The sequence below is a fragment of the Spirosoma harenae genome (assembly GCF_054776975.1).
On record NZ_BAAHBD010000031.1, the window covers coordinates 400,789 to 427,758 of the forward strand.

At 46.0% G+C, this 26,970-nt stretch carries 25 protein-coding genes; 16 read left to right on the forward strand and 9 right to left on the reverse strand.

Annotated elements, in window-relative coordinates; all coding sequences use genetic code 11:
• The first annotated feature begins 14 nt into the window (after positions 1 to 14).
• Positions 15 to 278 carry a DUF2442 domain-containing protein gene (locus ACYVE4_RS29355; protein ID WP_461043974.1) on the forward strand — a complete coding sequence of 88 codons (264 nt, stop codon included), beginning with the start codon at positions 15 to 17 and terminating at the stop codon, positions 276 to 278.
• Here ACYVE4_RS29355 and ACYVE4_RS29360 read toward each other — a convergent pair.
• A complete protein-coding gene (locus ACYVE4_RS29360; RefSeq protein WP_461043975.1) occupies positions 275 to 1,252 on the reverse strand; it encodes an HNH endonuclease in 978 nt (325 codons plus the stop codon). The genes ACYVE4_RS29355 and ACYVE4_RS29360 overlap by 4 nt on opposite strands.
• Before the next feature lie 103 nt (positions 1,253 to 1,355).
• On the opposite strand from ACYVE4_RS29360, the gene ACYVE4_RS29365 reads away from it, so the two are divergent.
• On the forward strand, positions 1,356 to 2,822 hold the full coding sequence (locus ACYVE4_RS29365; RefSeq protein WP_461043976.1) for an amidohydrolase: 1,467 nt from the start codon (positions 1,356 to 1,358) through the stop codon (positions 2,820 to 2,822).
• A 164-nt stretch (positions 2,823 to 2,986) separates the two neighbouring features.
• Positions 2,987 to 4,756 carry an aspartate--tRNA ligase gene (gene aspS / locus ACYVE4_RS29370; RefSeq protein WP_461043977.1) on the forward strand — a complete coding sequence of 590 codons (1,770 nt, stop codon included), beginning with the start codon at positions 2,987 to 2,989 and terminating at the stop codon, positions 4,754 to 4,756.
• A gap of 129 nt (positions 4,757 to 4,885) precedes the next feature.
• Here the strand turns inward: aspS and ACYVE4_RS29375 are convergent, their stop codons facing one another.
• A complete protein-coding gene (locus ACYVE4_RS29375; RefSeq protein WP_461043978.1) occupies positions 4,886 to 5,443 on the reverse strand; it encodes a sulfatase/phosphatase domain-containing protein in 558 nt (185 codons plus the stop codon).
• Positions 5,422 to 6,402, reverse strand: coding sequence for a sulfatase-like hydrolase/transferase (locus ACYVE4_RS29380; protein ID WP_461043979.1), 981 nt, complete (start codon positions 6,400 to 6,402; stop codon positions 5,422 to 5,424). The genes ACYVE4_RS29375 and ACYVE4_RS29380 overlap by 22 nt, the downstream gene beginning before the upstream one ends.
• A gap of 212 nt (positions 6,403 to 6,614) precedes the next feature.
• Here ACYVE4_RS29380 and ACYVE4_RS29385 point away from each other — a divergent pair, with 212 nt between their 5' ends.
• Positions 6,615 to 9,614 (forward strand): sialate O-acetylesterase, encoded by a 3,000-nt coding sequence (locus ACYVE4_RS29385; RefSeq protein ID WP_461043980.1) that lies wholly within the window; start codon positions 6,615 to 6,617, stop codon positions 9,612 to 9,614.
• 53 nt (positions 9,615 to 9,667) lie between these two features.
• Here the strand turns inward: ACYVE4_RS29385 and galU are convergent, their stop codons facing one another.
• The 4 genes from galU to ACYVE4_RS29405 all read right to left on the reverse strand — a co-directional run bounded on the left by galU (position 9,668) and on the right by ACYVE4_RS29405 (position 12,751).
• A complete protein-coding gene (gene galU / locus ACYVE4_RS29390) occupies positions 9,668 to 10,531 on the reverse strand; it encodes a UTP--glucose-1-phosphate uridylyltransferase GalU (protein ID WP_461043981.1) in 864 nt (287 codons plus the stop codon).
• 85 nt (positions 10,532 to 10,616) lie between these two features.
• Positions 10,617 to 11,612, reverse strand: a complete 996-nt coding sequence (locus tag ACYVE4_RS29395) for a mevalonate kinase family protein (RefSeq protein ID WP_461043982.1) — start codon at positions 11,610 to 11,612, stop codon at positions 10,617 to 10,619.
• Between the two features lie 160 nt (positions 11,613 to 11,772).
• Complete coding sequence (locus ACYVE4_RS29400; protein ID WP_461043983.1) at positions 11,773 to 12,252, reverse strand: hypothetical protein; 480 nt, start codon at positions 12,250 to 12,252, stop codon at positions 11,773 to 11,775.
• Positions 12,253 to 12,361: 109 nt separating this feature from the next.
• Positions 12,362 to 12,751: an XRE family transcriptional regulator gene (locus ACYVE4_RS29405; protein WP_461043984.1), complete on the reverse strand. Its 390-nt coding sequence runs from the start codon at positions 12,749 to 12,751 to the stop codon at positions 12,362 to 12,364.
• A gap of 228 nt (positions 12,752 to 12,979) precedes the next feature.
• Here ACYVE4_RS29405 and ACYVE4_RS29410 point away from each other — a divergent pair, with 228 nt between their 5' ends.
• The 5 genes from ACYVE4_RS29410 (at position 12,980) to ACYVE4_RS29430 (ending at position 17,150) form a co-directional block, all read left to right on the forward strand.
• On the forward strand, positions 12,980 to 13,618 hold the full coding sequence (locus ACYVE4_RS29410; protein ID WP_461043985.1) for a hypothetical protein: 639 nt from the start codon (positions 12,980 to 12,982) through the stop codon (positions 13,616 to 13,618).
• Positions 13,619 to 13,700: 82 nt separating this feature from the next.
• Positions 13,701 to 14,498, forward strand: coding sequence for a PD-(D/E)XK nuclease-like domain-containing protein (locus ACYVE4_RS29415; RefSeq protein WP_461043986.1), 798 nt, complete (start codon positions 13,701 to 13,703; stop codon positions 14,496 to 14,498).
• 24 nt (positions 14,499 to 14,522) lie between these two features.
• Positions 14,523 to 14,870 carry a hypothetical protein gene (locus ACYVE4_RS29420; RefSeq protein WP_461043987.1) on the forward strand — a complete coding sequence of 116 codons (348 nt, stop codon included), beginning with the start codon at positions 14,523 to 14,525 and terminating at the stop codon, positions 14,868 to 14,870.
• A gap of 131 nt (positions 14,871 to 15,001) precedes the next feature.
• A complete protein-coding gene (locus ACYVE4_RS29425; protein ID WP_461043988.1) occupies positions 15,002 to 15,775 on the forward strand; it encodes a pentapeptide repeat-containing protein in 774 nt (257 codons plus the stop codon).
• 169 nt (positions 15,776 to 15,944) lie between these two features.
• Positions 15,945 to 17,150, forward strand: coding sequence for a DUF748 domain-containing protein (locus ACYVE4_RS29430; protein ID WP_461043989.1), 1,206 nt, complete (start codon positions 15,945 to 15,947; stop codon positions 17,148 to 17,150).
• A 132-nt stretch (positions 17,151 to 17,282) separates the two neighbouring features.
• Here ACYVE4_RS29430 and ACYVE4_RS29435 read toward each other — a convergent pair whose 3' ends face one another.
• On the reverse strand, positions 17,283 to 17,549 hold the full coding sequence (locus tag ACYVE4_RS29435; RefSeq protein ID WP_461043990.1) for a hypothetical protein: 267 nt from the start codon (positions 17,547 to 17,549) through the stop codon (positions 17,283 to 17,285).
• Positions 17,550 to 17,650: 101 nt separating this feature from the next.
• On the opposite strand from ACYVE4_RS29435, the gene ACYVE4_RS29440 reads away from it, so the two are divergent.
• Complete coding sequence (locus ACYVE4_RS29440; protein ID WP_461043991.1) at positions 17,651 to 18,253, forward strand: RNA polymerase sigma factor; 603 nt, start codon at positions 17,651 to 17,653, stop codon at positions 18,251 to 18,253.
• Positions 18,254 to 18,258: 5 nt separating this feature from the next.
• The gene (locus tag ACYVE4_RS29445; protein WP_461043992.1) at positions 18,259 to 18,699 is read left to right on the forward strand and encodes a hypothetical protein; all 441 of its coding nucleotides are present in this window, start codon (positions 18,259 to 18,261) and stop codon (positions 18,697 to 18,699) included.
• Positions 18,700 to 18,718: 19 nt separating this feature from the next.
• On the opposite strand, the gene ACYVE4_RS29450 is transcribed toward ACYVE4_RS29445, so the two are convergent.
• Positions 18,719 to 19,243, reverse strand: coding sequence for a hypothetical protein (locus ACYVE4_RS29450; protein WP_461043993.1), 525 nt, complete (start codon positions 19,241 to 19,243; stop codon positions 18,719 to 18,721).
• A gap of 196 nt (positions 19,244 to 19,439) precedes the next feature.
• On the opposite strand from ACYVE4_RS29450, the gene ACYVE4_RS29455 reads away from it, so the two are divergent.
• The 5 genes from ACYVE4_RS29455 to ACYVE4_RS29475 all read left to right on the forward strand — a co-directional run bounded on the left by ACYVE4_RS29455 (position 19,440) and on the right by ACYVE4_RS29475 (position 26,928).
• Positions 19,440 to 20,258, forward strand: a complete 819-nt coding sequence (locus ACYVE4_RS29455) for a helix-turn-helix transcriptional regulator (RefSeq protein WP_461043994.1) — start codon at positions 19,440 to 19,442, stop codon at positions 20,256 to 20,258.
• A gap of 12 nt (positions 20,259 to 20,270) precedes the next feature.
• Positions 20,271 to 22,433, forward strand: a complete 2,163-nt coding sequence (locus ACYVE4_RS29460; RefSeq protein ID WP_461043995.1) for an ATP-binding protein — start codon at positions 20,271 to 20,273, stop codon at positions 22,431 to 22,433.
• Positions 22,434 to 22,609: 176 nt separating this feature from the next.
• Positions 22,610 to 23,299, forward strand: coding sequence for a porin family protein (locus ACYVE4_RS29465; protein WP_461043996.1), 690 nt, complete (start codon positions 22,610 to 22,612; stop codon positions 23,297 to 23,299).
• 210 nt (positions 23,300 to 23,509) lie between these two features.
• Positions 23,510 to 26,461: a glycoside hydrolase family 3 N-terminal domain-containing protein gene (locus ACYVE4_RS29470; RefSeq protein WP_461043997.1), complete on the forward strand. Its 2,952-nt coding sequence runs from the start codon at positions 23,510 to 23,512 to the stop codon at positions 26,459 to 26,461.
• Complete coding sequence (locus ACYVE4_RS29475; RefSeq protein ID WP_461043998.1) at positions 26,458 to 26,928, forward strand: DinB family protein; 471 nt, start codon at positions 26,458 to 26,460, stop codon at positions 26,926 to 26,928. The genes ACYVE4_RS29470 and ACYVE4_RS29475 overlap by 4 nt, the downstream gene beginning before the upstream one ends.
• Positions 26,929 to 26,970: the final 42 nt, after the last annotated feature.

Consider the following 26,970-nt stretch of genomic DNA (forward strand, 5'->3'; position numbering starts at 1 on the left):
ATTCGACTACTACTATGAGAACACTAACTGTAACTGAAGCAGAATACGCTGGCGACCATCGGTTACGCCTAAGTTTCTCTGAGGGGACTACACAAGTGGTTGATTTTGGGTCATTTCTACAAAATTATCCTCATCCTCAACACAATAAATATTGGCGTTTATCAAACTTCCAGCGATTCCGAATTGAGAGAGGTAGTGTCGTCTGGGGAAAAGACTGGGATCTTATTTTTCCCATCTTGCAGTTGCATCAGGGAAGCATAAACTCAACCGTTTATTAATTGATGCGCCAGCTACTTCTTAAATCGTTCCTGCATATGCCACGAAAACTCTCTATTTTCGGATAGTGCATTTCGCTAAACGGTAATCGGATTGACCGACCATGAAACTGCTTTAAGTTGTAAGGGCTCGCTACGTTATCGGCTAAAGAAGGAGACACCACTACCCGTAATTGTTCATTTATCCCGATCATGCCCTTATCGAAAGCGGTATGCAAGTTCGGACAAAGCGCAATACCGTTTGTGACTTTATCGTCTCCAGAAATGCTGATGGGTACAATGTGACAAGCTTCTACTAACGAAGACCCATCTACAGAAATCACTTTCATACCCGAAATAGCACAGGTAAAATCATAAACCTTGGGTACTAATCTCTTGAATAAACCTCCACGTACGAAACGGATTTCTTCATCATCTGTCGGCTGTAGTAATGCGTATGGGCTTGTTTTTTCACTCAGCAAGTACGCTTCCAAATCATTTACATAACTACGTCCAGCATTTTTAACTCGCAAAAATTCAGCTTTTGTATCTGAAAAATAATAATTGAGCAAGGTATTTCTCAGAGCTAAACGAGCATAGTCATTCCGTAGCAAATCGTACAACCCATCCGCGAAATAACCGAAATCAAGTCGGTCACTAAGCGTTTGGACACTTCGGATATGCGTGTCTATCGAATAGCCTGCTTTCGGTTTAAGAAACCAGAATCCATCACTTTGCAAATAAAAAAATGGTTGGGTAAAATCGTCTTTATGAGTTGTTTTGACCAGTAATGAAAAATTCTCCTTAAACGTCGCCACTAATTCAGGCGTAATAACCACACAGTTGTCGATAACAATTCTATTATCAATTAATTCGATAAGTGTAAGAAGAAATATGGGCTTATGAGGAGCTTTCCCATACCGTGTACCACCTTGTTTGAGTTTGGTAAATTTTCGAGTGTAAGTGGCTAAATGAGATTGGTCAGATGAGGTTGGCATAAAATGCAAAATTTCAAGATAAAGGCAATTTGGCTTTTATTCTTTTGCCTACATCCCCTTTTCGCCGTATTTTTATCGGTTTACAACCTAATTGGTCCTCTGAATGAAAACACAATTTCTTACTGCAGCTTTATTGCTGCCCGTACTTGCACTTGCCCAACCGAAAGCAAAGAAAGCGGCTGCGCCATCCGTAGATCCAGACAAACAAACTATCCTGGCTGACCTGGATAAGCGGTTTCCTGAATATGCCGGAATCTCCAAACAAATCTGGAATTTCGCGGAAATGGGCTACATGGAAGAGAAAAGTTCGGCACTATTAGAAGAGCAACTCAAGAAAGAAGGTTTTGATGTGAAAACTGGTGTAGCGGGGATTCCAACGGCATTTGTCGCTACCTATGGTTCGGGAAAACCTGTTATCGGAATCTTAGGCGAGTACGACGCGTTACCTGGTCTTGCTACAGAAGCCAAGCCTGAATTTACGCCTATAGCCGGGCAAAAAGCGGGGCATGGTTGTGGACATAATCTGTTCGGAACGGCCTCAGTAGCCGCAGCGACGGAAATTAAAGATTGGCTCAAAAAGTCGGGGCATTCGGGAACGGTTAAAATATACGGTTGCCCAGCAGAAGAAGGTGGATCGGCCAAGGTTTACATGGTGCGTGAAGGGCTGTTCAATGATGTCGACGTAGTGTTGCACTGGCATCCAGGCTCCGCCAATTCAGCTGATGCGGGAACATCGCTGGCGAATAAAAATGCGAAATTCCGGTTCAAAGGGATTGCTGCTCACGCGGCCGCAGCGCCTGATAAGGGCCGATCGGCTTTAGATGGTGTCGAAGCGATGGATTTTATGGTCAATATGATGCGGGAACATATTCCGTCGGATACGCGCATTCACTACGTTATTACACGTGGAGGTGAAGCACCAAACGTAGTTCCGGCTTATGCAGAAGTGTATTATTATGCCCGTCATAAAGATCGTGACGTTCTGCAAAGCGTCTGGAAACGAATCGAAAATGCGGCCGAAGGAGCTGCTAAGGGAACAGGTACACAGGTCACCTGGGAAGTTCTGGGCGGTGTTTTCAATCTGCTTCCCAACGTGACGCTGGCCGAAGTAATGCACCAGAATCTGAAAACCGTTGGTGGTGTAAACTATACGCCGGAAGAAACCGCATTTGCCAGGAAGATTAGCGAAACCTTCGACAAGAAAGTACCTATTGAAGAAGCGGCTACCATAAAAGACTTCCGCGATGCATCGGACAATCCAGTTAGTGGTGGTTCGACCGATGTTGGTGATGTAAGCTGGACAGTTCCAACCGTTGGTTTATCTACCGCAACCTGGGTGCCGGGTTCGTCGGCGCATAGCTGGCAATCGACAGCCGCCAGTGGTATGAGTATTGGGCAGAAAGGAATGCTGGTAGCTGCTAAAACATTAGCTCTGACCGCCCTTGATTTATTCAAAACCCCGACCCTTATCGAGAAAGCCACTGCCGAATGGAAGCAGAAACGTGGTGCTGATTTCAAATACGAAGCCCTCCTCGGCGACCGCAAACCGGCACTTGACTACCGGAAATAATGAGAGAATGAGCGAATTAGTGAATGAGTGAATAGTCGGGTTTCACCAAAGTAGCTACCTTTGCGAAAAATCAATTGGGAATGAGTGAATGAGCGAGTGAATGAATAGAAGGTTGCGCCAGCTATTCACTCATTCGCTCATTCACTCTTTCGCTCATTAAATCCATGCTTCGAACGCATACTTGCGGGGAACTCCGCCTTACTGACAACAACAAAACCGCATCATTGACCGGTTGGGTACAAACCATTCGTGACAAAGGAGGGGTTCTCTGGATCGATCTCCGCGACCGCTATGGTATCACACAACTCCTGCTCGAAGATGGCCAGACCGCTCCTGAACTCTTCACGATTGCCCGTTCACTTGGTCGCGAGTTTGTCCTGAAAGCAACCGGGACGGTCATTGAGCGAAAATCAAAAAACCCCAACCTGCCCACGGGCGATATTGAAATTAAGGTTACGGCGCTGGAAGTATTGAATCCAGCCAAGTTACCCCCTTTCCTGATTGAAGATGATACCGACGGTGGAGACGATCTCCGCATGAAATATCGATACCTCGATTTACGTCGGAATCCGGTTCGTCGAAATCTGGAACTGCGTCATCGGATGGCTCAGCAAACGCGGCTGTACATGGATGGGCAAAATTTCATCGAGGTCGAAACGCCGGTTCTAATTAAATCGACGCCCGAAGGTGCGCGCGATTTTGTTGTACCTAGCCGGATGAATCCGGGTGAGTTTTACGCGTTGCCCCAATCGCCACAGACATTTAAGCAATTGCTGATGGTATCTGGTTTTGACCGGTATTATCAGATTGTCAAGTGTTTCCGCGACGAAGACCTCCGTGCCGACCGTCAGCCTGAGTTTACGCAAATTGACTGCGAGATGTCGTTTGTGGAGCAGGAAGATATTCTGAACATGTTCGAAGGACTGATCCGGCACTTGTTCAAAGCGGTAAAAGGTATTGATCTGGCCGAAGTGCCTCGTATGACCTACGCCGATGCGATGAAATTCTACGGTTCCGATAAACCCGATACCCGCTTCGATATGAAGTTTGTGGAGCTGAAAGGTACGTTCGATACTGTCGATATGACTTCGGGCAAAGGGTTCGGCGTATTCGATTCGGCTGAATTGGTGGTGGGCATCAATGCACCCGGTTGCGCACACTATACCCGCAAGCAGATGGATGAATTGACCGAATGGGTAAAACGTCCGCAAATTGGGGCAAAAGGACTGATTTATGTTCGGTATAACGAAGATGGTACACTCAAATCATCGGTCGATAAATTCTATTCGGAAGACGATTTAAGAGGTTGGGCAACACATTTTATGGCCAAACCCGGCGACCTGATGTTGATTATTTCGGGCGATGCGGCCAAAGCGCGCAAACAGTTGAGTGAACTGCGTCTGGAAATGGGTAGTCGATTGGGTTTCCGCGATCCGGCCGTATTTAGTAGCCTTTGGGTGCTTGATTTCCCATTGCTCGAATATGGCGAAGAGGAAGCCCGTTGGTTTGCCATGCACCATCCATTTACTTCACCAAAGCCAGAAGACATTCCACTACTGGATAGCGATTTAGGCTCTGTTCGGGCGAATGCTTACGATATGGTAATCAACGGTACCGAGGTGGGCGGTGGTTCGATTCGGATTTTCAACCGGGAGTTACAGGCTCGTATGTTTAGCATTCTGGGCTTTTCGGATGAAGAAGCAAAAGCACAGTTTGGCTTCCTGATGGATGCGTTTGAATACGGCGCTCCTCCCCACGGCGGTATCGCTTTCGGTTTCGATCGATTGTGCTCAATTTTCGGTGGAGAAAATTCGATCCGCGATTTCATCGCATTCCCGAAAAATAACTCAGGACGCGATGTGATGATTGATTCACCTTCTACCATTTCGCAAGGTCAGCTGGACGAGCTGAAAATTGCAACGGTAGCAAAATGAGTTAATCTTTGTCATCCTGACCAAAGGGAAGGATCTTAGGGTTTCCTACCTCTCGATTGGGGAAGATTTGAGATCCTTCCCTTTGGTCAGGATGACAAAAAATTGATAAATAGCTTTACCATACATTAGCTAGTCAAACTCCCACTTACTGACCCACGGATCGTGGGTTTGTTTTTGAAACAGCTTTAGTTTCTCCTGCATTCGCTTCAGTGTCGTCTGATACTTCGGATTTGCTGCCAGATTATGCACTTCGTCGGGATCGGTTTGGAGATCGTATAATTCAAATTGGGGTCGGTTTAGAAACGCTGATACAGATCGTTTACCGTAATTCTTCGCAGCCGTTTTCCGTATATCCTGCCAGGTGTATGAATTATATAGGTCGAGTGCCATTGGGAAGGGTACGCCATTAGCAACGTTGTATATCAGTTTGTAGCGTCGCTCGCGTAGTACGCGCATGGGATAATACATAGTAATTTCATGCAGCGAGTGTGAGGCATACACTTCATCCCAACCCGAAACGGCTTCTTTTTCAGTAATTTCTTTGAACGAACGGCCCTGCCGGGCAACGCCTTTGACGCCTGCAAAATCCAGTAACGTTGGCGTTATATCGACCCAGGAAATCATAGCCTCCTGCACAAAGTTCTTCTTTTGCGATTTCGGTGGTTTTACCAGGCAAGGTAATCGCATTCCTGGTTCATATAGGGTCGTTTTGGCACCTGGAAACAGGGCAGTACGATAATACGGTAATTATCTGATAGATAGATAATTACCGTATTATCGTACTGCCCTGTTTCTTTCAGGTAGTCAATCAATCGACCAACGCCCTGATCAAGTCGGTTAATCGATTCGTAATATTGAGCTAATTCAGTTCGACAGGCTTTCGTATCGGGCAAATAAGGGGGAACCAGAACGTCGCGAGGCTGATAGAAAATGTCTTTTACCTGGGCATACCCGCCAGGCTTATTCCCAAACAAATTCGGTTTTGTTCCATCAAAAATTGGTGTTCCATCCGGTGCAACGTTATTGCTACGATGCGGATCATCAGTAGCGAAATAGAGAAAAAATGGCTTAACGTTCTCTGGCGTCACTAACTTCTCAGCGATAAAGCCATAACAAGCCCGCGCCATTTCAACCGGACTCCGACCAATCGAGGCCGGATCGTTTACACCTCCCGCTCCTAACACTTTCTGAAAGTGATATGCCATTTCGGGCGCCACATGCAGTTTGCCAATTCGAGCCGTTCGATAGCCAGCCTGTTCGAGTAAAACGGGCAACGATCTTACGGTATCAAACGAGCTGAAATGATGCTCCTGATGCTGCAATCCATACATACCATTGGCATGATTATGAAGTCCGGTCAGCAAAACTGACCGGCTGGGGCTGCAGCTGGCCGTTGTACAAAAAGCGTGCGAGAATCGTACGCCGTCGGCTGCTAACTCGTCGATATGCGGAGTTTTAATGGCCGAATTACCATAACATCCAACCGTTTCACGCCCATGATCGTCGGCTACAATCAGCACAATATTTGGGCGATCATCTGCTAATTTATAGCTGGACAAGCTGTTTCTGGGCCAATAATCGCCTTCTAAAATCCCGGCCAAAAAGCTCAAAATGCCAATAAAGGCGAATCTGACAGTATAACTCATAGCAATAGGCGAATTCGAGTACCAATAATAACCTTTTCATCACACCATCGCTACAACTACCTCAAGAAGTGAACCGACAGGTTTCATAGATTATTTACCAGGTATAGCATCCTGTGAAAGATTCTCCATCAAAAAAATATATACTGGGGAGCGTATTATAGGCACAAATTTTGTCTTCCCATTACCTATCCCTTCCATTATATGCTTATAGTATGATTTGTTCTTTACGATGGCTAATTCTCGTTTTACTGGGAATAGGATTACTTCCGTCAACATCATTGTATGCGCAACTAACCATTACCAGCCCGGTCTCCCGAATGGTTTTTCAGCGCAACTTAGCCAATGAAGCGGCTGTTTTGGTGGCGGGTATGGGCCCTGCCAATGCCACATTGATAGAAGCCCGTTTTGTGCCGTTGATTGCGGGACAAGGTACCGCCACCAACTGGACGAAGTTAAATTTTATATCAGGCACCCCAGCTTTTCAAGGAAAAGTGACCGTGTCGGCTGGATGGTATCGTTTGGATGTCAGAGCCAAAGCAGGTGCCGCACTACTTACCCAAACACAGGTTGGCCGAGTTGGTGTTGGAGAAGTATTCGTTGTAGCCGGTCAGTCGAACGCATCGGGTGGTTTTTTGCGAGCCAGTAACTCTGTCGAAGATCGGGTTTCCTGTCTCGACTTTCGGCAGGATAGTATTAGTGATCAGATGTTACCCCTTCGGTTTAGTCCAGCCAGTTATGGCAGTGCGATTGGACCGGGACAGCCGCCCCATTTGTGGAGTACACTGGGCGACATACTTGTTCAACGCTTAAATGTACCGGTCTTATTTTTTGGAGCCGCTTTAGGAGGCAGCAGCAGCACAGAATGGAAACAGGGAGCTATTGGAAACCTGGGGAATACGACTAATTCACAAGTATACAGACGGCTTGGCGAGGTTCTGTTACACTATCTTCCCCGAACGGGTGCCCGAGCCGTGCTTTGGCATCAGGGAGAGACGGATACCTATTACGGCGTCAATAATCAGACGTATTATAACAACGTCAATACGGTCATTCAGAAAAGCCGTCAGCAAGTAAGCCCTCAACCGCTTGCCTGGATGGTCTCGCGAGTAAGTTATAATAACTACATGACGAGTCCAGGTATTATTACGGCTCAGAATCAACTCATTGCCGACCTAACAAATATATTTCCAGGGCCTGCCTCCGATAGCATTGTTGGTCCCGACAATCGACCCGACAACGTTCACCTGAAGGGAGCGGGACTAGTAAAATTTATAAATAGCTGGAATCAGGCGCTTACGGCCGATTTCTTTCAGCATGCCATTCCTTACGTACCAACGGGCGATTCGGTAACCTTAATTACAAGTGGCTATACGTTACCACTCGTTCGTAAACAAGGCGATACTCTTGCCGTTGCCTCATTACGATCTAACCCATACAACGCTGGTAATCAATATGTTGCACAGATCATACGAGCGGCTGATGGAGTAGTTGTTTACGAGTCATCCCCTTCCCTCGACAATCCAATCCTGGTCAAAATACCCAATAACCTACCAGATGGCCAGTATCGCCTTCGAACTCGATCAACAAATCCGGTGCTACTTAGTACACTAGGCGAACCATTTACTGTACAACAATCTGCTTCGCCCAGTGCTCTGACGCGTATAGTCCGCCAACCAATTCCTGGTGGGACACCTTTTCCTGAGATAAAACGCTTTACGTATCGCTACGAACCCGGTACTCATGGTTTTTTTGCGATGATTGAATCATCGGTTCCTGTTGAAATGCGTTTGGAGCGCATTGATGGCGGTAGCTTTACCGATTCAGGATGGTATGTTGTCCCGCCGAGTTATCAGGCTCCTAATTATGATGAATTTGCCAATTTCAACTACATCCGAAATTACCCGCCAACGATTCCTGGGGTCGATGGTGTAAGCCCTGGCCGATATCGATACTCCGTACGGCGGCAAGGCGACACAGGGCAGGGATTATGGTACGACGTTGAGTTTTTAGATATGCGTACCATTCTATACGAAAACGAACAGATTCCAACGGCTCCCCCTTTGGTCACTATTACAGATTTACCATTACCCGTTAACTGCCAGACCAGGAGCATAAATGTATCCGTTGAGGTATCGGAAGGTACGATAGGTAATAATAATACGTATAGCGTCCGCATATCCGATTCGACGGGCTCATTTGCATCCGAAACCATTATTGGTAGTGGCCATACAAGTCCTATCACGGCTACAATACCGGCAAATTTACCGTCTGGGAACAATTACCGTCTACGAGTTGTGGCTTCAGATCCAGCTGTTGCCAGTCAGCCAAGTCAACCCTTTGCCGTTTGCAGTTATGCCGACTTATCGATGTCGATGAGGCTTAGTAATCGTGTACCAGCGGTCAATGAACCCATCACACTCACGCTAGTATTAACCAACGATGGCCCCCAGTCGACCAGTGGCGTTACTGCCCAAAGTCGATTACCGACTGGAATCGAATTTGTTGATGCGCCGAACTCAGCCGTCAGTGCAGCGAATAACATCGTCAGTATCCAGGCGGGCTCCATCCCACCCTGGAGCAGTATACCTTTTGAATTTCGTATTAAAGCCAACCAGAACGGTCATTTTGCTACCTCCGCTCAAATAATGACCAGCAGTCAAAACGACCCCGATAGCCAACCCGGATCGGGCACAGGCGACGGACAGGACGATACGGCCATAGTCGATATGAGGACGTTAGAGGCTAATGAGACTGGCGAACAAGTGATTTCACCGAATCCGAATCAGGTTCCTTTACCACCTGTGATCGGCTATCAGATTCCTACCGACCCAGCCAAAGCTGATTTAAGTTTGACGATTAAAAGCGACAAACTGGCCGTTGGGGCAAATCAGGTAATTAAATGCAACCTCATTGTAGCGAATCGGGGTGGTGCAAACGCGACTAACGTTATCCTGAGTACGCTTCTGCCCAGCGGCTGGCAACCAACAGTTACCACTGGCCTAACGGTAACTGGTCAAACGATAACCGCTAACATTGGTTCCGTTTCCGCCGGAAGTTCCGGCTCATTGACTTTGTTTATTCGGGTAACTAACTCAGGAACGATTCGGTCACAAATTATGAGCGTTAGTCCATCCGATTCTGATTCAACGCCAGCTAATGGCTATACAAATGGCGAAGATGATGAAGCGTCTGTTAGTATACGTACGATGTAGAGAGTGGTAGGGGCCTAGGGAAATTAACTACCCTCTGCCCCTACCAGTTTTATCTACTTCTTAACGATTTCTTCCAGAAAAGCCCGGAATTTTTCAGCAAACTCTGGTCGCTTAAGTGCGAATTCAACGGTTGTTTTCAGGAAGTCGAGTTTGTTGCCGATATCGTGGCGCTTTCCTTCGATGCAATGGGCGTAAAGATTCTCCCGTTTCAGCAACATAAGCATCGCGTCGGTTAACTGAATTTCATTGTTTTTACCCGCTGGCGTTTGCTCGAGCATGGTAAAAATTTCGGGCGTTAGAATATAGCGTCCGGCAATGGCTAAGTTCGACGGAGCATCTTTAATAGCAGGTTTCTCAACCAACGTATTCAGCTCCAGAATTCGATTGCTTAACGACTTCCCGCCAACAATTCCGTAGCGATTTACTTTATCATGCGGAACTTCTTCAACCGCAATCACCGAACCTCCATATTGCGCATAGGTATCGATCAATTGCTGCGTCACGGGAATCACCGAATCCATGATTGTATCGCCAAGCAATACAGCAAACGGCTCATTTCCAACGTGATGCCGAGCATATCGAATAGCATCGCCCAAGCCGTTCAGCTCACGTTGCCGAACGTAATGCAGGTTTGCCATATCCGACAATCGGCGCATTTCATCGAGCAACAACTGATCTTCTTTTTCTTCGAGCCGAACTTCGAGTTCGTAGTTCCGGTCGAAGTGATCTTCAATCGCTCGTTTGCCTTTTCCCGTAATAATCAGGATATCTTCAATCCCCGAATCAACGGCCTCCTGTACGACGTACTGAATCGTAGGGCGGTCGATAATGGGCAGCATTTCTTTGGGTTGCGCCTTGGTAGCAGGCAAAAACCGGGTTCCAAATCCGGCAGCAGGAATAACGGCTTTCTTAATCATTTTTGAATGATAGAATGATTGAGTGATAGAATAATTGAATTGATTCTTATGCTATTCAATCATTCTATCATTCACTCAGTCAAAATTAAACTACGTATGGCTTTATAACGCGGGCGTTAATTTTCTTTAGTTCAACAAAGAGTCGGTTGAGCATGGCATCGTCGCGGTAGATACCGATGATTGAGCCGCCCGAACCCGTAAATGAGGCCGAAGCTCCGCAGGCCCGAGCCGTTTCGATCAGACTTCGGTTTCGGGCGCTAATGTTATAAATCTGGGAACGCAGATCGAAATTACGATTGACAAGTTCGTTCAGAGCAGCCATATCGTGATTCAGCATGGCTTCGCGGCCCTGGCGAGCGACATCGGCAATGGCACTCATGGTCTCAACGACTACAGGTTCGCCTTTGAGCCAGCGCGCTCGTACATCGTTATGCACCTGCCCCGATTGTTTACCCAGATCCGTGTTGTAGGCAATGTATAATTTGGGCAACAATTTGGGCTCAAGTGGCTCGTATTCTCCATACCCCTGACGTTCCATCGTCGTCCGGTCGAAATCCATATAGACACAACCTTCATAACACTGAATAACCCGGTCTTGCAAACCCGCCGTAATACCCAACTCTTCCGCTTCGGTAGCCAGCACTAAATTTGGCAATATGGGTTGCGGTATTTCGACGTTATAAAACTGCATCAACGCCCGAAAGGTGGCCACAATAATGGCGCTGGAACCCGATAAACCAACCTGGCGGGGAATGGACGTATTATAGCGGATCGAAAAGTTCTGATTGGGCAACCGAATCTGCTGGCTTTCGCAATATTCAGCAAACTTCTTGATGGCGGCCTTCAACAGTGGAACGCCCCCATGATAACCAAGCGTACTGACCGAATCGCGCAGATGGTGCAAACTTCGAAATACGTTTGTATCCTGTAGTTGGGGTTCGATGTGCAGTTCGGGCGACTGATAAAGAGTTACCGATGCGCCAAAGTTGCGCACCGAAATGGCGATGGTTTTGCCAAAAAAGCCATCAGACGGGTTTCCAAGTAATCCCGCCCGGGCATAGGCACGAGTCTCGATGAGCAAAACAGTAGGGCAGAATTCTCGTCTGCCAGCTTAATCAAACAATGAAACGACAAGTTTACGAAAGAATTTTCAGTAAAAATTCCGTAGACAGACCGGTATCCAACAAAAAAGGCAACCAGATTTATTTTCTGGTCGCCTTTTTCAGAAAGCAACTGATCTATTACTGATTTTTGCTTATATCGGTTTTATCTTTTCCATCATAACCTACATTGTGAGGGTCATAACCTTCGTTCGGATTATCGCCCTCTTCCAGATAGGTAGCATCAGCCCGATGCAGCAGGGCATCATCCGATGGGTTCTCAGCCACTTCGCGCAGTTTCTCTGCTGCTTTATCGCTCATCATTTGGCCTTTTGGCTTTTCAGCAATAGCATCAGCATCGACGTCCCACTCCTGAAAACCGCCCAGGCTTTCGCCATGCGGTTCGCCAAAGCGGCCAACACCTTGATTGGCTTCTTTTGTATTTTGCATATCCTCCCTATTGTCCTGATCCATATCTATACCAGATGTGGACCCTCCAAAGGTGTTATTGCCAACTCCTTCCGACTCGCGGTCATAATCAGAATTGCCATGTTGATTGGGATCTTTTGAATAATATTCAGGATCAACTTTTTCGGGGTCGAATGGTGATATCGTTGCCATAGCGTTAAGTGTTTTTCTCTATAACCCGAAATCAGATGGAGTTGTTTTTTGGCAGAGGGCGTGGGGCTCAGGACATAGGGTAAAACTTTGCAGTCCAATACCTCCATCACTATACTTCCTGCCCTTCCCCCTCTATCCGCTGCCCCATACGTGCCAATTCCGCCAGCAACTGATCGTTGGTCTGCTGGAGTAAGGCGACTCGCTCATTGAGCTGAAAGAGCAGATATTCGACGTTCCGTAGGCGTTCTTCGGTCGTTATAGCGGCAGAAGGTGAATCCAGCACCTTAAACATCATCCCTTCTCCCCGTAGCAACCAGTCAGCGTTGATTTGCGGATAGGCAACCAGGATCTTTTCAAGCGTATCGAATCGGGGTTTTAGCCGACCATGCAGAATATGATACACTTTTTCCCCGCGACGCTCTCCTAACTGGCGCGCAAATTCCAGCACACTTATGTTAAGCGTATCAATAAGTTGCTGCAAACGTAAGTGGATGGTCATGTGGCAGAGAGCAGAGGGTTAATGATTAGGGGCCAGGCTATTCAACCCTATGCCCTCTGCCCTTTGCAATTTTACACAAAAAGACGTAAAAATCGTTAATAATAGCGAAAGAATAGTTTTGAAAATTACACAAAACTATGTATTTTTAAATCCTAAATGAAGTCGTAAAAAAAGGCAAAAGGGACCGCAAAATGGGTCCCCTGCTTGAACAGTAAACAACAAATACTAATGAACACACAAAAGAAAGACCAAATCGAGACAATTCAAAGCGGTACCCCCCTTAAACCGTATCAAAAAATTCACGAAGTAACCGGAGAGATAGTCAATAAATACAAATATCTGGAAGGACACCCCCGTCAATACCGGTTTGATGCGAAAGAAGGTGTGTTCAATATCAATGGTACAGAGAAGCTGGGCCGTACCCTCACCTTTCAGCCAATCGCCTGGCGAATTTTTACGGACAACATTTTGAACATGGGTACCAAAAACTGGGCGGAAATCTTTTTTATCGACCAGAACAATTGTGTATCTGCTATTCTTTTCCACGGCTATTCAGTCGATAACATCTTCCGCCTGATTGAGCCGCTTTATTACGATGATCTGACACTGGCCGATGTGGTGATTACCGCCGTTGCCGAAAAGAAAGAGTATACCAAAACGCAACCCAAAGGAGTTTACTACATTGCTACATTCTCCTACAAAATTGGCGATGCAACTCAAACCGCTGAACTGAAGCAATTTGCGCAGGATGTAAAAATCTTCCGCCAGGAAACCCTTACGGATATTGCCAACATCAAAACGGCAATGAATTACTACAATCCATTCCTGAGCCCTCTGGATGAGCCTGAACTGCTATCAGTAGGCTAATCATTTGTGTTGAGTCTGTTCAGGTGTAGCGGTTGAAAAATGGCTACACCTGAGCGTTTTTTTTACTGGTAACTCTCTTTTTATGGTGACTTCATCCGTCGTTGAAAAAATAGCTCCTCCGTTTAGCGCCCCCGGCGATTATTATCGGGCATTGATGCGTGTGTCAAATTCCGATCTGACCCGGTTGAAGGAAGAGCATTTAGGCTACTGGTCTGATCCATCGACTCGGTTTATTTCCGAAAAAACGAAAGTATTTGGTCGGGCCTTTCATCAGCACCTTCTCGAACCCGAATCGGTTGGAACGGTGCTGCAACAGTTGCAGCCTGATTTGCTCGAACCATTGAGCCAGTCTGGTATCGCAGATTTAGCTCCCGCACAAAGCAAGCAATTAGAAGCCCTGATGCAAACTATTCGGCAGGATACATTTTGTCGGCGGTATTTGCGGGCTTCCGAACGGGAGCGTATCGTTTTATCAACCGAGCTAACAACGGGAGTGGCCTGTAAAGCGCGTCTGGATATGGTTTACACCAGCCCCAAACGTCGAAACGCATTGGTTATTGATCTGAAAACAACCTCCGCCCGCACTCAGGCACAGTTTCTGGAGTCGTGCTATACCTACGATTACGATCGGCAGGCAGCTTTTTATATCGATAGCTTACGAAATGCTGACAATAGTGAATGGGCAACTACGCGCCAATTCAGATTTGTATTTATTGGGATTATGAAACAGAAACCTTACCGACTCTTTGCCGTCGACGCTTCGTCGATTCCCGGCTTTCTGGAGTATGGTCGGAAGAAGTATCGTTTCTGGCTCCGTAAATGGCGCGAAGAGCAGGAATCAACGCCATTGGTTACGCCTGCCTGGAGTATGATTGCTTAAAAACGAGTAAACAACCATCAACGTATGAACGCTTCGATAATTAACCTGGCTCCTACTCCGCTCAATTTCGATTGGGGAACGGATGGGCTAGTGCTTTGGATAGAAGAATTAGATAGTACGGATAGTTTGACCGGCCATATGAGCGATGTTATGGAACGGATTGGCTTCGCCATCGAACTGCAAACCGGCTGGGATCATCGTACGGATAGCAATACGATGCACCCTTTATATGGCTTTCGACTGCTCCTGCGCGATGCTTCAGGTTGCTGGAATGCTATCCAGACCGACGAAACAGGTCATTTCAAAAGCCTCGTACCCCTTCAGGAAATGGACTATGAAATTGCCTATGAAAAAGTAATGTGGATGGATTAATAAAACGTTTTCACGAAGACCTAAAGCCGAATCCTTTTTTAGATTCGGCTTTTCGTTTTAAGAAACGTGCAACCTTTAGTCTTCAGCCTGCATCTTTCAGGAAACAACATCGTTACTAAGCAAACGAAACTATGAAAATCCTGATTACTTCCCTTTTTGTTGCCCTCGTTGCCTTGTCGCCTTCTTTGGCACAAACAACTGTTGATGCGAAAGACATTATGGCAAAAATTAACCGAAAAGAAGCTGTTTCTTACCAAAATGCCACCATCACCGGCGACCTGGATCTAACCAGTTTGGCCAACCGAAAAGAAATTCGGGATGGTAACTGGGGGGATTCTCAGCATTATCTGAGCATTGTTGATGTACCTATGACGTTCAAAAACTGCACATTCAAAGGGAAGTTCCTTGGTTATCGAACAGACGATCAGGATGGTAAATTATTCCGAGTTAGCAATACGGTTTACAATACCGATTTTCCTGAGTCAGTAACGATTGAAGGCTGTACATTTGAAGACGACGCTACGTTTAAATATTCCCATTTCGATCAGAAGGCTGTTTTTACAAACAATACCTTCGAAGACGGCGCTCTATTTAAGTATGCGAAATTCAGAAACGCAGCCGATTTCGGTGGAACAACGTTTAAGCGATTTGCTGATTTCAAGTATACCCATTTCGACGAAGAATCTGTATTTCAGAAAGCCCGTTTCTCGGGCCAAGCCGATTTTAAATACACAAAGTTTGACGAAGGAACTGATTTTCAGCAAGCTCGTTTCACCGGCAATGCTGATTTTAAATACACCCATCTACCACGCGGCAGCAATTTCGATGAAACCCGGTTTGAGGGATCGACGGATTTTAAATACACTACACTCGCTGGCCGAAAATTTGTACCAAGCCGATACTAAATTAAAATCGAGCCGACAGTAAAAAGCGCGGTATAAATGGGTAACAGGAGGCAGAAAATCCTTGTTTTACCCATTTATACCGCGCTTCTCGTGTTACCTGAGAGGTTCAACAAAACCGGAAAGCTATTTTTTTGTTTACCAAAACGTTACACCAATCACCCTCAACGTTTTGAAGAAGTCAACAAAAATCCTGATCGGCCTTGTCGCTCTATTGATCATTGCCCGTTTGCTATTGCCGTACTTCGTATTGCGGTATGTTAATAAAACGCTGGCCGACATGGGGGGCGGCTACACAGGGCACGTCGATGATATTGGGATATCCCTTATTCGGGGCGCCTACCAACTTAACGACCTGCGCATTCGTAAAATCAACGGGAAGATAAAAGAACCCTTTCTGTACATCCCCAAAACTGATCTTTCCGTCGAATGGAAATCGCTATTTAAAGGTCGGCTGGTGAGTGAAGTAGAGTGCTACGAACCTGAAATCAATTTTGCCTTTAGTAGTGAAGAAGCCACCAATCAAACCGGTGCCGAAGTTGATTGGACAACTTATTTAAAGAAATTATTGCCGATTAACATCAACCGATTTGCCGTGATCAATGGCAAAGTCAATCTGACCAGCTTAATTACCCAACCCCGTGCCGATTTATCATTACATCGATTTCAGGGTGAAGTCCGAAACATTCGAAATGTAGAGGATCGTAGTAATAAGCTCCCTTCGCCGGTTGTTGCTTCGGGTGATGTACCAGGTTATGGAGGCACCATTAATTTCTCGGCAAATATGAATCTGCTGAAGATCGTCCCCGATTTTGATTACAATCTAAAATTCAATGATCTACAGTTAGTTAAGCTCAACAAACTCGCTCGCGCATATGCGAATGTCGACTTTGAACGGGGTACAGTAAGCGTATTTAGTGAGATGGCCATGCTCGATAAGAAGCTGAATGGCTATATCAAACCGCTCACGAAAGACATGCTGATTTTCAAAGTCAATGAGCATGAAAATCGGTCCGTTGGCAAATTCTTCACTGAATTACTGGCACAAGCAGGTACAGCCATTCTTAAAAATCAGAAGCACGATCAGGTCGCTACCCGTATTCCGTTGAATGGTACTTACGATAACATTCAAACAGCGGTCTGGCCCACGATTTTCGGGTTGTTACGCAATGCCTATGTCGAAGCTTTCCAAAAGAACTTTGATAATAACATTACCCTGAATGATGCTATCAAAAGCATCAAAGAGGATTACAAAGCTAAACGCGAGGAGAAAAAAGCCGAACGAAAACAAGCACGGGCCAAACGCAAAGCGGAACGGCAAGAGAAACGAAAAGAACGAAAAGCCGAACGGGAAAAGAAGAAAAAGGAAGGCAAATAGCCTGTTTTTGTCCTAACGACGACGGGAGAAATCTCGAGCTTGACTAATAACGTTGAGATTTTTCCTGTCGTTAGTAGGACAAATACACCATTCCATTAGCATTTATTCAAAAGACTTCAACCTTCACTAGTATCACCGCACCGTATCAACTTTGGTAGCTCCTCCGCGACGGAGTGAATCGGGTCGTAAGCGAGGTTGCTTTCGTTTTCCGGGCGATGTAGAGTCTGGCAGCGGTTTCTCAGTATTTCTCTTAGTTGGGCGGGTGACCGGTCGCGATGGGGTCGGTTGCTGATTGATGATTAAATCCGGTTCTACTGTCGATCGCGAAAGAGATACTCCCCATACATTTCCGCAAACGATACTGCTCAATAGACTACCGACAAAAAAGATTCGTTTCATAACGTTGACTAGCTTGTGTCACTATCTAACGATCAGCAGCCGTATTCGGTTATGGAATTTGGCCAGTCCGTGCATCTTCATACGTAAGCAGACAACAGCCTATGTTTCTGAAACTGTTTCGTAAACCTAAATCCACATCTGATCGTACCCGAACCGAATCAGCCAGCCTGGTCGCGGCTTACCGCGCCACGGGCGATCTGACCATTTTGGGCGAGCTCTACGAGCAGCACATGGAATTAATCTATGCGGTTTGCTACAATTACCTGCGCGACGAAGAGGAAGCTAAAGATGCGGTCATGAATCTGTTTGAGCAGTTAATTACGGATTTGCGTCGGCATGATGTACAGCAATTTGGTCCGTGGCTGCATAGTGTGGCTCGAAATTATTGCCTGATGCAGTTGCGAAAACATCAGTCGCACCCAACAGTAGCCCTGATCAATCAGACTGAAGCCGATCCGACGGATGAGCCCATTGGCCAACTGGCTAGCGATGATAACGATATGATCGAGCTGGAAGAAGATCTGACGCGGATGGAAGCCTATTTATCAAACTTACCCATTGAACAAAAAACCTGTCTGACACTCTTCTATTTAGAACGAAAGTCGTATACTGAAGTAGCCGAGCTGACAGGCTACGATTTAAAACAAGTGAAAAGTTATTTGCAAAATGGTCGGCGAAATTTGAAAATTTGTATGAGTAAATAATTCCTATGAGCGACCAACTAACATTCGATGAATTACGGGCTTACCAGTCGGGACGACTGAGCGGAGCAGCACGACATCGTGTTGAGCGACTCCTATTGGAAGATCCGTTTTATGCGGATGCGCTGGCAGGCCTGGAAGCTATGCAACAGACCGCCACAAGTCAGATGACCGATCAAATAGCCGATCTTCGGGATACGCTGCATCAGCGGATTCATGAGTCGGCTAATCGGAAGCGTCTGTGGCCCCTCTGGATTGCTACGACTACGGCCGCCATTCTGTTCATGCTGGCGATGGCTATTTATTTTATCTTTTTTGCGCCTAAATATTCGCAGAAATCCAAACCCGTAACTCCCCAGAAAACCACTTCAGTCATTCATCAAAATGCCGATCAACTTCTAAGAATTGATCGGCACGAGTGCCCAACAAGGCATACATACAAAGCATAAGAATCAACTAGTGTATACGTCAGTACACGGTTACAATCTTCGACATATTGTTGGTTTCGTCAAGTTCGTCGATATAATTCGGCCCATCGGCGGAGAACACCAGTTCCTCGTTGGCACCAGTCCGATATTCTCTCCGAATCCAGATATATGTACTAGGGTCGGCTGTTGAGGACGGGGCCACCCATAAATCGCCCGGCGCCAGATTGGAAGAGCGTCTGAAACTCCGAAGGTAGCGCAGACTATACGTAACAGTAGTACCAATAATAGCGCGAGTTCGATGATACACGTAAATATCCGTCGGCTTAGAGAGTTCAGTACCTACGTTGGTCTCGATCAGGTGCACCACGTACACGCGCCCACCGGTCCCGTCGCCGTACGAACCTCCGCTAAAGGATGCCTTAAAAATTTTCAGATCAGGTTTTCCCGAAGTCCGTGCCCCTGAATGCGACACAACGGGATCAACGCCTTCTACCCCTTTCTCAGAACAACTGCTCATAAGCAGCGTAATAGCTATCGATAACGCGAGACTGATGATGTTTTTCATTTTTTTGCTGATTAATTGAGGAAATACCGTAATCTCAAAACTCTGTTGGTATGTGGAAAGAATTCCGTTTTTTAGGTGAGGTAAAAGTAGGCTGCTATCATTCCTGAAAGCAATACCTATTTTGGGTATTTTACGGGCTTTCTATTTGTCTTCCAGCCTGTTCCATTGGTTGTCAACAAACAGCAATACGATCCTCATGTCGAATTCATCCGATACTGATCACTCATTTTCGCATTTTCATGGTGATTTTGTACGCATTTGGCACGAGATGAATCAAACCACTGCCGACGAGCCAATTAATACCAAATACGCCGAACTGTCGAAGATTATGGGCCAGTATGCAGCCCTCAATAATCAGTTTATTTCTATCTTCAATACAAAAGCGCAACGTGTGTTGTACATGAGCGACAATTATCTGAATGTAATGGGGTACAGCTGTACCGAAGACGATTACAAACGATGGTCGGTCGTTTATTGGATGCGTGATCTGCCGTTAGCCCAAAGCTGGTTTTTTATGCAGATGACGTTGTTTTTCAAAAATACGGTTCAGAAAAAACTGTGTGATGCGGCAGAGCATAAGTCCTTAAGTTGGTATATGCACAATTTCCTTTTGAATCCGCCCGGTTCGCACCTGCATCACATTAGCCTCGTCGGAAATGCATTAGAATTATTACCGGACGGAAGCATGTTAATTATGTTGTTGATTATCAAAGACGTAAGCGGCCTAATAAAAGAAGATGGAGCGTGGTGGGCCGAATTTTGCATTAACGGAATCGAGAAATACTCTTTCCATCAGGATCACAAGAAGTTTGAGAAAGGCAGTATCTTGTCGGATCGGGAACAGGAAATTCTACACTGCATCAACGGTGGTTTAGAGACAAAACAGATTGCTGAAAAACTGTTCATCAGTCCACATACGGTCGATACTCACCGCAAAAACATGCTTGAACGTACTGGCGCCAAAAACATATCGACGCTGATCCAGATTTGCCAGATGGGAAAAATTATTGACTAGTTTTTTATGCCTATGAAGCATTACATTTCTACGCTATTTCTCATCTGTTTTACCCTGGTAAATGGCTTTGGGCAGGCTGCCTGGCCTCCAACTTATCCAATCATTTCCGATACAGCATACTGGCAGAAACTTAGCCCTGCCTACTGGCAAATTCTTGAGGACAAATCCGACAAATGGGCGTTGGATGACATTATAAAACGAGCGGACCAATTTCGTTATCAGAACGATAAAAATAGACTCGATACAATTTCTCACACGTACTGGTTTCGCTATCGGATTAAAAATAAAATGCCTCGGGAAGCGCGTATCAATCTAAACTCCGTGTCGGATTATGATGATTTTTACGTGTCTGATTCCAGTAAAACGTGGAAGCATTATCAAACAGGTTCGCTAAGCGACTGGGACAAGAAGGATGGGTTTAAAGGGGCTGATATTATTCCAATTGTGCTGCAACCGCAGGACGAACTGACTATTTATCAACGCATTCACAACCAGAAACCGGGGCTGGACGAGAAATTTGAGATTGCGCTAACAGGTACTGATTCGGTTGTTAAAAAATATTATGTTGATTATGTAGACAGGCGACTTTTCTTGTATGCGTTTTCTCATTTGGAAGAAGCGCTAATGATTGGCATTCTGCTTATTACGGCCGTTTTCAATCTGTTTTTTTACGCCACGGTCAAAGAAAAAATGTATCTGCATTTTTCGCTCTTTTTGTTATTTCTGGCGTTCAATCGAACAACGAACATTGCAATTTCGTATGCAAACTGGGGTCGTCGAGACCTGCTTGATAATCTTCCTTTATTCTACTCGGCCTGGATATTTATTACCTATTTTTTGATTCAATTTTTTCGTCATGCACTTAAAACATTTGCGACCTTTCCGAAATGGGATAAGTTTTTTGTCGGACTAATGATTTTGCTGATTTTGAATCAGGTATTATCCATTGCGTACCAGGTAAAAATAATTCCTATTCGACTAGCCATTCCAGAAGCGCAAGGTCTTCTCCTATTTGGCTCTTTGCTGGTCACCCTGCTGTTGTACAACAAGCGCCGTGATGCTTTTTATCTGACATTTATGGCCGCTTCTTTACCCTACATCCTGCTGAATTTGTCGTTTACGGCCTTGATGTTTAGCCGTCAGTTTCGATTCAATTTCAGAGAGTGGGAATTAGGTTGCATCATTTGGTTAGTTGTCTTGTTTGCGTTTAATCTGTTTCTGCGTTTCAATAACCTGCAAAAAGAAAATGCGCAGAAAAGCATTGATAATGAACGATTAGCGAAAGAGAAAGAAATAGAGCGTAATCAATTGATTGCTGCCCAAAACGAAACCCTTGAGATCGAGGTTGCCAGGCGTACTGCCGAACTGGAACAATCATTAGCGCAACTCAAAACTACCCAAAGTCAATTAATTCAGTCGGAGAAACTGGCGTCATTGGGTGAACTGACAGCAGGCATCGCTCATGAGATTCAGAATCCGCTCAATTTCGTCAACAACTTCTCCGAAGTATCTGCCGAACTGGTAGATGAAATGCATGAAGAACTGGCCAAAGGTGATCTCGAAGAAGTGCGAGCGATTGCCGATGACGTTAAACAAAATCTACAGCGTATTAATCATCATGGCAAACGAGCGGATAGTATTGTCAAAGGAATGCTGGAACATTCCCGAGCTTCAACGGGGCAGAAAGAGCCCACTGATTTGCATGCTTTAACCGAAGAATATTTGCGATTAGCCTACCATAGTCTGCTCGCAAAAAATAAACTCGTTACCTGCGAGCTGGTAACTGACTTTGATTCTACTTTACCAGACGTACCCGTTGTGGCTCAGGACTTTGGCAGAGTATTACTGAATCTATTCAATAACGCTTTTTACGCGGTCGAGGAAAGGGCGCGGAGCATAGGGCCTGGGGTAGAGTACCAACCTACAGTTTGGGTGAGTACGGATCAGGTTAATGGACAGGTGATAATTCGAGTGCGAGACAATGGACCCGGAATGCCCGATAGTATAAAAGCTAAAATATTCCAGCCCTTTTTCACCACAAAGCCAACCGGACAGGGTACTGGATTAGGCCTTTCCCTAAGCTATGACATTATTACCAAAGGACATAATGGTTCACTTCTGGTACAGAGTCAGCCGGGAGAAGGTACTCAATTTACCATCGAACTGCCTGTTTAGTAGCCTCAGTTTTGATTTGTTCAGGCTCATCTGTTTGTAACTTCTGTCAGATGGTAACAAGATTGAATGCCAACCAAGGCAAAAAATCTGCTCGAAATAGCCGAAGTATGGTGCAATTGTAAAACATTTGCAGAGCGTCAGACGTTAACCCGGCATATCAACCCATTGATTTTTTTATGTTTCGTGCACATTCACTACGTTCTATCATTCTTTCATTTTTTATCATTCCCAGCTGTTTATCAGCTAGTTTTGCTCAACAACGCTTTACAGCAGGGCCACGTATTGGCTTGAATTTATCTAATTATTGGGGTAGTGCCGACGGAATGAGCTTTACACCAGGATTAGCAGCAGGTGCTTTTTTGATGTACAGTTCCCTGAATCACTTTGGTATCTCAGGTGACATTTTGTACTCGCAGCGCGGCACGAGTTATCAGGGCAATAACGTGAAGTTTATTCAACGAGTCAATTACCTCGAAATCCCGGTAGTTGCCCGTTATTTTTTAACGCTGGAAGGCAATTTCAGGCCGAATTTCTTCATTGGTCCTTCATTAGGCGTAAAGCTGAACGCCAAGCGAATAAAAGGCGAGTACCTAAGCGGCACAGGGCCTGCGATTAATGTCGATAACAGCGGTGATTTTAACTCTCTAGACTTGGGAGCAACGGGTGGCTTCCAGCTCAACTGGGGAACAGGCAATCGACAACATTTTTTGATTGATGCTCGCTACACTTTAGGATTGTCCGATGTACAAGCTGGCTTACCCAATTTATGGGGAGCCCGAAGTTCTCTCCAAAATTCAACGGTTACATTAACACTCGGTTACGGCTTCGGCGTAGGCCCCGAATACCGCAGCCGATTCAGAAAGTAATATGTATGATATATGATGTATTCTAGAGGATCATCGTATACAACATACCCCCTATATCATACATCATACATTCCTTTCTCCTCGCTGTTTCTCGTTTTCGGAAGTGGCGAGGAGTTTTTTTGTATTTTTGATTCTTCACGTCCCAATTAGTAGCTCATGTCTTTTTGCCGACCTTTTTTAGTTGGTTTATTTTGCTTTATCCTTACCTCGATGGCTATAGCGCAGCGAACCGCGCCCGCCTTTCTTCAACTCAATGCGCGCCAGAGCTGCTGGGTCGATTCGGTGTTTACCAACATGTCGCCCGACGACCGCATTGCTCAGTTGATTATGGTAGCGGGTTATTCCAACCGAAAACCTTCATACGAAGATTCGCTGGTGCGGCTCGTGCAGACAAATAAGCTCGGCGGAGTTGTTATGTTTCAGGGTGGCCCGGTTCGACAGGCACAACTCACAAACCGACTACAGGCTGGTTCGAAGGTTCCGCTACTGATTGCGATGGATGCCGAGTGGGGCATTGCCATGCGGCTGGATAGTACCGTTCGCTACCCATACCAAATGACGCTGGGGGCTATTCAGGGAAACGACAGTCTGATCTATCAAATGGGGGCGAATCTGGCTCGACAAGCTCGTCGATTGGGGATGCATATCAATTTTGCCCCAACAGTCGATGTAAATAACAATCCGAATAATCCGGTCATTAACTTTCGGTCGTTTGGGGAGAATAAATACGATGTTGCTCGCAAAGCACTGGCTTATGTACGCGGTATGCAGGATAATCGACTGCTAACCAGTCTCAAACATTTCCCCGGACATGGTGACACTGGTACGGATTCGCACTATGATCTGCCAATAATTAGTAAAAGCCGAGCCCAGCTCGACTCCCTTGAGTTATATCCGTTTCGGCAACTTATTAACGCGGGAGCTGCTGGCGTCATGGTGGCTCATTTAAGTATTCCAGCGCTCGACACAACTAAGAATCGCCCATCAACCCTATCGCCTGCGATTATTAATAATCTGCTTAAAAGCGAATTAGGTTTTCAGGGACTGGTTTTTTCGGATGCCATGAACATGAAAGGCGTTACGAAATATTTCCCATCGGGTCAGGCAGACCAACTTGGCTTGGAAGCGGGTATGGATGTACTGGAATTTACGGAAGATGTTCCGGCAGCGCTGGCAAAGATCAAACAGGCCATTGCCAGCGGACGACTCACTCAAGCTTCGTTGGATGCACGTTGCCTGAAAGTTCTGAAAGCAAAAGCCTGGGCAGGTCTGGATCAATACAAGCCCATCGACCTGACCAATCTGGTAAATGATCTGAATTTACCAAAAGACGATCTGTTGAATCGTAAGCTTACAGAAGCTAGTCTGACGGTCTTGAAAAATGATAAGAATCTGCTTCCGCTTCAACGACTGGATACGTTGCGTATCGCGTCAGTAGCGATTGAAAGCAACAAGATCACGGCTTTCCAGCAAATGGCAGGTAATTACACCCTGATCAATCATTTTAATATAACGTCCAAAACACCCGATTCGACGTTGGCGCAGGTCCGCGATTCGCTCAAAAATTACAATCTGATTCTGGTCGACGTTCACCTGAATAATATTCGCCCTACTGTTAATTACGGCATACAGCCCCGAACAGCCGCTCTGGTGAGCGAATTCATTGCTACCGGGAAAGCGGTTGTTACGGTTTTTGGGAACCCTTATGCGCTGGATAAATTCACATTCCCGAACGATTCAAGTCAACAGAAACGGAATATCGACCAGGCGCGCGCCCTTGTCCTGCCCTATCAATTGACCAATTATACCGAAGAATTGTCGGCGCAATTAATTTTTGGCGCTATCGGTGCGTCAGGAAAACTACCCGTCACGGTTAATCAGGGTTTTCGATATGGCGATGGAATAGCGATCCAGCCGATTGGCCGAATGAAATACACCATTCCCGAAGAAGTGGGCATCGACAGCCGATATCTGACACAGCAAGTCGATTCGCTGGTTAATGTTGGAATTAGCCAGAAAGCATTTCCAGGTTGCGTAGTGCAGATGGCCCGAAATGGAAAAGTGATTTTCCGGAAGGCATACGGGACGCATACCTACGATGCGTCGCTGGGAGCGGAACCCAAGCCTGTGCAGCTAGACGATCTGTACGATATGGCATCCGTCACGAAGGTAAGTACCTCTACGCCAGCATTGATGCGTTTGGTAGACGAAGGCAAATTCAACCTGAACGGTAAAATGGGCGATTATCTGCCCGACTTCAAAAAATCGAACAAAGCCGATTTAGTCTGGCGCGATGTGCTGACGCATCAGGCCCGACTAAGAGCGTGGATTCCGTTCTGGATGGACACCAAAAATCCAGACGGTTCGTGGAAACCTAAAACTTTTCAGGCAGAACGCTCAGCGCGCTATCCAATTGAGGTGACAGATAGTTTGTATGAGTTCCGCAGATATCCTCAAACCATCTTCGAGCAAATCCGCGACTCTCCGCTCAATCCAAAAAAAGAGTACGTTTATTCTGATCTATCGTTCATTCTTTACCCGCAGATCATCAAACGCATTACGGGTGAAAACTTTGAAGATTACCTCAAAACGACATTCTATCGTCCCCTGGGTGCCACAACGCTTACCTTCAATCCACGACGGTTTTATTCACTCAATCGCATTGTTCCTACAGAATACGATTCGTTATTTCGCAAAACGCTCATCTGGGGTCGAGTCCACGACGAAGGAGCTGCCATGCTTGACGGGCTCTCTGGCCATGCGGGCTTGTTTGGATCGGCCAATGACTTGATGAAGGTGTATGAAATGTATCGTCGGATGGGTAGTTACGGTGGCCAACAGTTCATTTCGTCAAAAACAATTGCTGAATTTACGCGCTACCAGTTTCCGGAATTAGGAAACCGACGTGGATTGGGATTCGATAAGCCCTCGTTTACCTATAGCGGCAATGGCCCACGCTCGGCCACGAAAGCTAGTTATGGTCACTCGGGTTTCACGGGGACGTTTGTTTGGGTTGAGCCCGATCCGGCTTATAATCTGACGTACGTCTTTTTGTGCAATCGCGTCTATCCAACCCGTAATAATCCCACACTTGGCAATCTCAATACCCGAACCAATATCGTTGAGGTATTATACCAGGCAACAAAACGCGGCATACAATGAAAGAGCATCTGATTCAACTTCTCGATTATGAGCTTTGGGCCAATCGACGCGTTATCGACGCACTCGAAACCGTACCGAATCCGCCTGCACGAGCCGTCGCGGTGATGGGGCATATTCTATCGGCGCAGCTAACCTGGCTTGGTCGATTGACCAAACAACCCGTATTTGTATCGATCTGGGAGGATATTCCGGTTAGCTGGATGGGCGAAACGGCTGAACGTCAGCATCGGCAACTTGTCGGCTATGTAGATGGATTTCAGGAGAAAGAGTTGTTTCAACTTATTAGCTACGCCAATTCGCAAGGAGAGCCATTTCAGAATTCGCCGTACGATATTTTAATGCACATGAGTCACCATGCCGCCTATCACCGAGGTCAGGTTGTCCAACTCACTCGTCCCCTACTCGCCGAAGCGCCTGTTACAGATTACATTGTCTGGCAACGAGAAGGGCACGCAAAAACGGTTTAAGGCCAAGCTACTGATCAACAATAAATTAATCTACAAATAATC